The sequence below is a fragment of the Psychrobacter sp. FME6 genome (assembly GCF_014861365.1).
GTDB lineage: Bacteria > Pseudomonadota > Gammaproteobacteria > Pseudomonadales > Moraxellaceae > Psychrobacter.
This window is the reverse complement of sequence record NZ_RRYW01000111.1, coordinates 1-8,121: the sequence shown is the minus strand read 5'-3', so window position 1 is coordinate 8,121 and position 8,121 is coordinate 1. Positions and strand designations below refer to the sequence as shown.

The window sequence follows — 8,121 nt, the reverse complement described above, 5'->3', positions numbered from 1 at the left end:
CAAGAAAAATATTATTTTATTTAAAGAGTCTATAGTGATGGTTTGCGATTGTTAGTGCAGTATAAAAACTCATCGTTATTAACATTAATGTGATTAATAAAGGTAATGTTCATTGGGTTATTTAAAGTCTCTACTTAGACAATCAAGACAAATTATTAGTATAATCCTTCTGAACTCTCAACAAAAAATCACTGTAGCTTGTTATGACGCTAAAGCCTTTATTCGTAACTTTGTTTATCTTGCCATTATTTGCCATGACTGCCTGTGCTAAAGAGCCTGTAGCAACGGCAGATAGTAATGGTATTCCGCAAACCCGTAGTAATCTAAGCGCTGATGAAAAAAAGCAGTTGGATAACTTCTTAGCGCAGCAAAAAGAAAACATGCAATTTATAGAAGGCGGTAGCTATGAGATGGGCGACTTTGGTCCTAAACTTGACTGGACGGAAGGGCTGCCAATCTCTAGCGGTGGTGATAATAAGTCTTTGCATAAGGTGACACTTGATAGTTTTAGTATGAATGCTTACAAGGCGACTTATGATGACTTTGATATCTATAGTATGGCGACAGGGCAACCTAGAGAAGGAATGCAAGAGTACGCCATAGAACTACATCAGCCTAATGCTGCTGCTGGAATCAACTGGCAAACCGCGCAGCACTATTGTCAGTGGCTGGGTCAACAGCTGGAAGTGCCGATGAGTTTACCGACCGAAGCTCAGTGGGAGTATGCGGCGCGTAATCGCGGTCAGTATGTGTTATTCCCAACCGATACTGGCAAAGTAGATGATGGTCGTAATGTATGGACATTTAATCAAGCACGTGAATTCAGTAATAAATATAACAGTATTTTGGACGTACCAATTGTTGGTTTATATCCGCCTAATCCATTAGGACTGTATGATATGACCAATCAAAACTATGAGTGGATGATTGATTGGTATGATGCCAAGTATTATGGAAATAGTCCTGAACATAACCCACAAGGTCCATCAACTGGTAAAGAAAAAGTATTGCGCAGCGTAGATGCCAATGAAGGTGACGCTAGAAATATTAGGGTGATGGGTCCTGTGAGCGTAAAACGCTGGCACAAATTGCCCAATCCACCTCTAATTGATGACGATTCTAAACTTAATCAGAATCGTGCAACATCAGCAAGATGCGTTGCTAATGCGTCGATTCCTCTAGTTTGACGCATAAAACAAGAAATCAACTAAGCTAAATTTTTCCACTTAAACCATATAACTGTCGTCATCATCTCGTCCGAAGGGCGATGTAATATCTTCGTCAAAGCCCGCTGGATCGTATTGCTCTGGATTTTTGGCAGCATAAAACTCATAGTCATTGACATTACCACGATTGATAAATATATCGTACTGCGGGCTGGTGTTTTTGACCACTTCTATACCATCAGGGTATTCAGGAGCGACTTTTGTCCTCATCTCTAAATATTGGATAAGATATTTACTGTAGTCGCTATCTGTTCTAAATATGTCTGTACTTCTAGAGTTTACAAAGTCTAATATCTCTTGTACGTTTTTATCTAAAAACTTTCCATAATTAAGCAAGCGAATAATATCGCCCTCATTCTGTCCTAAATCGCTTTTTTCACCATTTGGATGCATATGTTGTAATACATTTTGCCATTCGCGTTTGATGGTTACTGTTTCAAATATCTTTATAATGGCTGCCTTTCGGCTGGGTAAGTAATCAATGTCAACGTTACCCCAATCGACACTAATATTAGTCTCAATCAATATCAACAAAAGCAGGATCGCTTAAGTCCTCTGCATTTGGTTCAGTAATAAATAAAGGATAACCCCGTTTAGCTGTATATTGACCTTCTTCAAGATCTATTGGCGCACGAGAAAATTGATAAGCGCCTTCAAGCGGTGTTTTCTGATTACCTTTTTGCAAATAGGCATCGGTTAAGACTAAATTTTTATCAAAGTTTATCTTAAGAGTCGCAAACTCATCAGGACTTGCAGATTGATTATTAGTGGTAAGGGAGCGTGTAGGATAAAGATTCTCAAAATACTTAAAGAAATAGTTTAGATTAGGGTCTTGGTAGTAAGGCTGATAGGATTCACTGCTAGTGCTTCGAGCAGACCACTGCGGTCTTGGGTACAAATGCACTTCAACCTCGGTACGCTCATCCGATTCTTGGTCAGTCGCCCATGTTCTGATCTTGGTGGGTACAGCTTTGAGTGCGCTATTGTATTTATCAAATTGGTCATCAAGTACAGCAAACCTTTCAGTATTAGCAAACTCAGCGTAGTACTCTCCATTCCATTCTTGCCCATCTATACTGATATATAGGTTCCAAGGATACTTGGTTTGCATTTGCTTATACCAGTCGGAGGAGATTGTCCAATCGCCTGATTGCCATTTTTTATAAGCTTCTGGATGGTTGTTTTTAAATTCTGTAGCATAGTGCTCTTTCCCCGTTCTTTTAGTGTGTAAATAAGCATCATAACTCATATAAAGCATTTCATCGCCACTTGATACAGGAGAGCCTTCTAATGTCTTTGGATCAGGTTCGATAGGTGTGGCTTGAAAGGAGGCAACCTCTTGACGCCTAGGCCAACCTGTGAGAAATACAATGACCCAGCCATCAGGCGCAAAGGCCAGCTCAATACCATAGTAGTTGGCACTTTTCGGATTAGGTTTTTCATGGCTATCTTCTACTTTTTTGCTCGTGCTAGTCATTAGCGCATAGATTTGATCAGTAGGCAGTGAGTGCTCACCCTGATAATATTGATTGGTTATGTTATCTAGGTAAGTTACCCGCACTTTATCAGGTAGTGGCTGCTCAAATGGGTTACCCCCTAGTGGCGTACTACCATAACCCCAAATCCCGCTATCTCCATCAAGTGAGCGCAACCAAGTGCCATCATTTAAATAAAAACTAGTGCTGTAACTGCGTATTTTATCTGATTTTTGTGTGCTGATCATGTTGTCAAAATTGTCTTTTTTATACAGAGCATATCTAGCATTCGATATTTTAGCGCCCCATTCGACTACTTTATTATTTTTCATCTGTTGTTCCTTATATGCCCACGCAAATGCCATGGATAAAAGCGCAAATACAATAATGGTTATAATCTTTGTCGTAGTCGACCAGTCGCGTATCATTGGGCACTCTCGCTAAATATCATTAAACTAGCCATTAATTATTTTTCTGAATGGAATACCACTTTTGAATCTAACTTCAAAACCTATTGCGTTTTGCACAGACCAATGTATATAGTTGTGTCTTAGGGCTTTAGTTGCAGCGTTTTCTGATAGCGTCTTTGTTACGCGTCTGCCTCTTTTCGCACCATTTTTCCATGGGTCTGCATTGATAACCTCGTTAGGAAGACTGGTCATTAATTTTTTAACGTCGCCTGTGGTAGCGTTATAGTAATTCGTCAAGCCTTGTTTACCAGTCAGAAAGCTTAATTGACCGTATTTGCTCGCCATTCTTGCCATCATTTGCAATGATATTTTATGTATATCGTTTCTAATACCTGTACGTGTAAAGATATGGTTAAATTGACCCCTACCTCTTGACAGTGAATTTAGTTCACCCTTATTTTCTTTATAGAAATTCTTATCCACTAACCAGTTTTTTTCCTGATTACTTAAAGTTGAGTATCTCTCATTGGTTAAATTATTGTAAGCACCACCAACATCAGCGTGAGCACCATTTATAGTTACTTCATAGCCAAAGCCGCTACCAATGGCCGAATTAATGTTAGTCACTGAAAAGTTTAGTCGATATTCATCAGCCGCTATGATATGAAAAACTTTAGTAAACGCTTTATCGGTAGCGCTAAGATCTCGAAAATCTAACTTTAATTCTCTTACATCATCATTGAAATTTGCGCCAACAGAGGAGACCGTATCAAAAATTCCGATAAATTTAAATTTAATTTTAGTACGTGATAGCTGCCAGTTTGGAAATGGTTTGTTTTTTGATTTGGTTAAGTGAACAAAATGGCGAGCAGTAGCTGCTCCACGACTAAAACCAAAAACATTAATATGAAGTAGTGAAGGTACGGCTCCTACTGCTTCCTCTATCGCACCAAAGGCCTGTTCAGCTCGCTGAGCGACACCTGTGACACCAACGCCCATAGCATAACCTGCTACCTCATCATTAGTATCACCTCTACGAGTCCCAATGCCTTCTATATATACCCATCTTTGTCCGTTGTTGATTTTTCCCTTTCTGAACATCCACGCTATATTAGAATACGCGTTGGCATAACTACTAGTTTCAGAATGCTCATTTTTATCATATTCGTCAGTATTAAACATATTATTCTTGGTACCATCGAAGAATACATTCACTGTTTTGACGTCTACTTCTTTTGGAACGAAAGAGTCTTTCGTCTTAGTAGTCGGATTAGCCATTACTCATCATCCTCATCAGAATCCTTGCTAAATGTGAGATCAACTTTTCTCATTCCTGAACCAACCCGTATTGTCTCGCCTTTCTCATTGGTCATCCCACGATAAATCTTACCTTCAGAAGTCTCAATTTTATAAGCAAACCCTTCCACAGGATTGCCTAGAGTATCTTTAACTATATACATCTCATTATAAGGGTCTTCAGGCGGGGTATAATTAGCTCTCGCACCAGATACCAGCTCTTTCTTAACTGCCTTCACCGTAATCGTCCCCGGACACACCAGCTTAATCCCACTGTCATCAATCGTAATGGATGCTCCTGCTGACGTTTGCAGCTTAATACGCTTAGGACTCGACACATTCACCTGTCCCGACTCACTGCCAATCGTCATACCTAGTTGACTATGCAATTGCAGCTCACCGCCTTGCGCTTGTATCGCTAGTGGCTCTCTATTGGCACTGATATGTAACCCTGATAGGCTCGCTTGTCCACCGACCCCAGCGAGCGAATCAATCGTATTTGCCGTCAGCGTATAATTGCCTGCCACCACATCCGACTGGGTGCTGCCTGACTGCCTGACTATTGTTTTCGCCGTCCAAAGCGTATTACTTGCTGAGGCTAATATACTGTCACGACTGACCAGCATCACATCAGACGCGCCTAACACTTCCGTATTTAGCGTCTCATCTATAATTTGAGCACTGGTTTTAAAGGCTTCTATCGTTTGGTTGGCATCGCTAAGTGCTGCCGTGGATTGCAAATGCGCCTGCTTGGCATCGAGAAGCGTCTCGCTCAGCTCAGTGCCCAGTTTTAGTTGACGTTGTCCTGCATCATTGACCCACGCCGACTCATGCTCTGTCTGGCTGTGTCTGATACCGAAAGTGGATAGCAGTACGCCTGACTCACCGGTGATTTGTAAGCCATGGTCACTTGCCAGATTAATACCTTGGCCACTGGTTGATGATTGATGATTGCTATAACGATGCCGCAGTACGCCAAGCTCAAGCACATGTTCATCAGGGGCAAAGGTGGCGCTGTCGGTAATCGTTGGGTTTTCGCTATTGGCTTTGCTGCCGGTATTCACCGACCACTGTAGTCCGACTTTGCCTGGCGTATCATCAAAGCTTAGGCTCACCTCAGACTCAGAACACAATCCATACTGGGCAATACCCGATAGCCAGCCACTATGTCCATCATCGTCATTGATTTGCGAATGCCCGAGGCCACCACCATGCCATCTAGGGGAAGATCCGCCTTGTAAGTTGTGTCTATTCGATAGTCCGCTATCACGAGTGGTGATATCTTTTTCATCGACATCGCCCATACCGATACCGTCGAACAGTGCGCGGCTAATGACTGGACTGTCGATATCGCCATACCAGTGGGTTAAGAGGACTGACTGTCCCAAACGTGGGGCGAACTGCCAGCCATGAGTGCTACCGGATGATAGTTGCAGACTACGTAGCGGCGGGGTAGTGCCGTCATCGTGAGGACTGATGCCTGACCAAACGGGCGTGGTCATGGTTTGTTGTAAATTATCAGTGCTGACACTTGAGTCATAGCTAGGAGAGGCTGATAAACTGGTGTCACCAGTACGCGCTTGGGCGAGACCTTGATAGGTGCTACTGACAAAGGATAAAGAACTGGGATAAGGGGTGTAGGGGATAGTGGCGTCAAGTAAAGTGGCTGATACCCAAACCCCAGTATCGCGGGCGCTGTTATAGGCGTGGTTGGGGGATAAAGGTGATAGGAGTGTTGGTTATGTCAATAAAACAGCACTTTTCAATATAAAGAAGTGCTTTTATTTTTAGACCAAATTTATTTGAACCATTTATATTCATCGTCCTTCAATAGACGATAAAAACTACCATGTAAGGGTACATGTTGCATGGTGATACCATCAACGGTTAAATCAGCGACTAGCTTACCATCAACAATATTTACCATCAGTGCTGAAGGCTCTTTGTTTTCCGCAAAAAAGGTTTTAAAGATTTCAAATGTCTCGACATCGCCATCGGGCATTTCTTTGGCACTTGGAGAACTTTGGCTAAAGCGAATAATGGCTTGATAACGTTTGCCCTCATGCTTAAAGTACAGTCGATACCAAGCAGGGACTGCTTTTTCTCCCACGTATGTGGTTAAGTCTACTTCAGACTGTGGGGTAAATGTCGTGTTACCATTAATCAAGAATTCCGTATAGCCATATACATCAAGCGGTGTGGATAGATACCAAGGGAATTTTTGAGTATTAAAGGCCTTCCATCTGCCAATAGGAAACGTATCGTTGGCTTTTTGTGCTTGGATATCTTCTGGCTGATCCTCAACAAACCCTGCAAAGTATTCTTCTTCACTCAAGCCTTCAGGGTTAAAGTGATTGGCCTGTGCAAAATACTCCCATGGAATATCCACCTCTTCTGCTTGAAACTGTGCCATCTCTTCAACTTCTGCCCAGCCAAGACGCACAGAGACAAAACCACCAGGAGCAAGTGCCAATTGTATTTGTTTAAACCGTTCGGTATTTGGAGTGTCTTCAAAATCCATAGTGAGCTTGCGCTGAAAATTTCTTTCTATCTCTGCTTTGGGCAGTCTGGCTCGGACATGGTAGTACTTGCCTTCTAATGGTGCTAGCCATGTTAGATTGATGCCATCAGGAATACGAGAGCCACCTGAAGCATCAGCGCCCGCTGTCCGCCAGCCGCCTCCTGCGTGCGCATAAAAACCGCGTCTTGAGCCATCGTCATACATCCAGAACGATTCACCTGCGACCAGCTCAACGGGGTAGTAGCGCGGCGCAAAAACCGCCGTAGAAAATCCCATTTTATTCTGTTTCATAAACATTCCTTTTAACTCCCGAGCCACGTCTTTTCCAGAGAAAATGCAGGCCGTGAGCGATACAACGAGCAGTGATAATATGGCGAGCTTGATACTTTTCATAAGTGTGCCTTTATAAGTGCTATAGCGTGATGTTGCCATTGCGTGCTCAAGCAGCACACCATATCTTTGTGATATCGCCATTATTTGATGATAGATAAGACAGACTAATTGGCTTAAAAACTAGCTATCTGCTGGCACCTTGGGTATACCATTTCTGCAATCAAATTTATAAGTACCCACAGGCAAATCATATTTTCTCCAATAGCGGCGTAGCTGTGGCGTGGTCAGCTCGTTCCCTTGACAATCCTTTGGTAACAACGGTGTGCTCCCATCACAGGTAAAATACAACGTCCCTTTAGGCAAGTTGTTATCTTCCCAATATTCTTTTGCTGATCTCTCGGGTAGTGGCGAAAAAAGAAGCTTGTCTGTTGCTGGATTGATCTGTGTGGTACATTCTCCTACTGCATTGCCAGAGTCAGTTTTTAAATACTCTTGTTTATACATAAACTGCCCACCCAAGTCCAAGTCGATACAGGCGGTTAGCCCTAAGCCGCTGGCTAAAAGTAATGATAGATAGATTGATTTCATGATGGCATCCTTTTTGCTTAGTTAGCCTGAGATAACAGTACGATAAAACTGATTGGTTGCTGGATTGATCCTAGGTAGACTTACTGGAACGACTTGTTCACCAGCGCTTTGTTCGACTTTACTTGACCATTGCAAGTATTTATTGAGCATGATCTTTTGCAGGTTGGGATCACTGACAGTAACATAAGGTAGGGTGTATTGACTGTTATTAATAATAGGCTCTGTTTTAATAGTGTGTTGATATAACTTATTGATAAATGATATAATGACTC

8 protein-coding genes are annotated in these 8,121 nt (G+C 42.2%); 1 reads left to right on the top strand and 7 read right to left on the bottom strand.

Features of this window, described 5'->3' with window-relative positions; all coding sequences use genetic code 11:
• The first annotated feature begins 203 nt into the window (after positions 1-203).
• Positions 204-1,187 carry a formylglycine-generating enzyme family protein gene (locus EI162_RS12430; RefSeq protein WP_192524652.1) on the top strand — a complete coding sequence of 328 codons (984 nt, stop codon included), beginning with the start codon at positions 204-206 and terminating at the stop codon, positions 1,185-1,187.
• 39 nt (positions 1,188-1,226) lie between these two features.
• Here the strand turns inward: EI162_RS12430 and EI162_RS12425 are convergent, their stop codons facing one another.
• The 7 genes from EI162_RS12425 to EI162_RS12395 form a co-directional block, all read right to left on the bottom strand.
• Complete coding sequence (locus tag EI162_RS12425) at positions 1,227-1,760, bottom strand: hypothetical protein (protein WP_192524651.1); 534 nt, start codon at positions 1,758-1,760, stop codon at positions 1,227-1,229.
• A complete protein-coding gene (locus EI162_RS12420) occupies positions 1,744-3,033 on the bottom strand; it encodes a DUF2931 family protein (RefSeq protein WP_192524650.1) in 1,290 nt (429 codons plus the stop codon). The genes EI162_RS12425 and EI162_RS12420 overlap by 17 nt, the downstream gene beginning before the upstream one ends.
• A gap of 123 nt (positions 3,034-3,156) precedes the next feature.
• Complete coding sequence (locus EI162_RS12415; RefSeq protein ID WP_192524649.1) at positions 3,157-4,389, bottom strand: T6SS phospholipase effector Tle1-like catalytic domain-containing protein; 1,233 nt, start codon at positions 4,387-4,389, stop codon at positions 3,157-3,159.
• The gene (locus EI162_RS12410; RefSeq protein ID WP_192524648.1) at positions 4,389-5,909 is read right to left on the bottom strand and encodes a DUF2345 domain-containing protein; all 1,521 of its coding nucleotides are present in this window, start codon (positions 5,907-5,909) and stop codon (positions 4,389-4,391) included. Before EI162_RS12410 ends, EI162_RS12415 begins: the two co-directional genes overlap by 1 nt.
• Positions 5,910-6,205: 296 nt before the next feature.
• Complete coding sequence (locus tag EI162_RS12405) at positions 6,206-7,219, bottom strand: DUF2931 family protein (protein ID WP_225736992.1); 1,014 nt, start codon at positions 7,217-7,219, stop codon at positions 6,206-6,208.
• A gap of 222 nt (positions 7,220-7,441) precedes the next feature.
• A complete protein-coding gene (locus EI162_RS12400; protein ID WP_192524646.1) occupies positions 7,442-7,849 on the bottom strand; it encodes a hypothetical protein in 408 nt (135 codons plus the stop codon).
• 21 nt (positions 7,850-7,870) lie between these two features.
• Positions 7,871-8,121 (bottom strand): hypothetical protein (locus tag EI162_RS12395; protein ID WP_192524645.1); only part of this gene is annotated, 251 nt, incomplete at its 5' end.